This window comes from Abiotrophia sp. HMSC24B09, assembly GCF_001815865.1.
Taxonomy (GTDB): domain Bacteria; phylum Bacillota; class Bacilli; order Lactobacillales; family Aerococcaceae; genus Abiotrophia.
Genome location: NZ_KV822203.1, coordinates 39256 through 39525, shown reverse-complemented (window position 1 = coordinate 39525; position 270 = coordinate 39256). Strand labels below are relative to the sequence as shown.

Below are 270 nucleotides of genomic sequence, written 5' to 3'. Positions count from 1 at the left end.
GGCCATGAGCTTCAGCTCCGTCTCAGTCATCCTTAATGCCTTGCGCCTACGTCGTTTTAAGGCATAGGGGGGGCTTAAGATGGAAAGAACTTATCTTGTAGAAGCCATGAAGTGTGTTGGCTGTGCCAAGACGATTGACAACCTGCTTAGCCAGGTTGCCGGCGTCCAAGCCGTAAGCACCGACCTGGCCAGCAAAAGCGTGACCGTCACCGGTCAAGTTGATCAAGCCAACTTGCAAGAAGCCTTGGCGCAAACTAAATATGTCCTGGC

The 270-nt window shown here is 52.6% G+C and carries 2 protein-coding genes; both read left to right on the top strand.

The features are described from left to right. A partial coding sequence (locus HMPREF3093_RS09925) for a hypothetical protein (protein WP_257244539.1) occupies positions 1–67 on the top strand: 67 nt, incomplete at its 5' end. A gap of 12 nt (positions 68–79) precedes the next feature. Beyond that, the coding region (locus tag HMPREF3093_RS04950; protein WP_070755875.1) for a heavy-metal-associated domain-containing protein at positions 80–270 on the top strand (191 nt) is incomplete at its 3' end.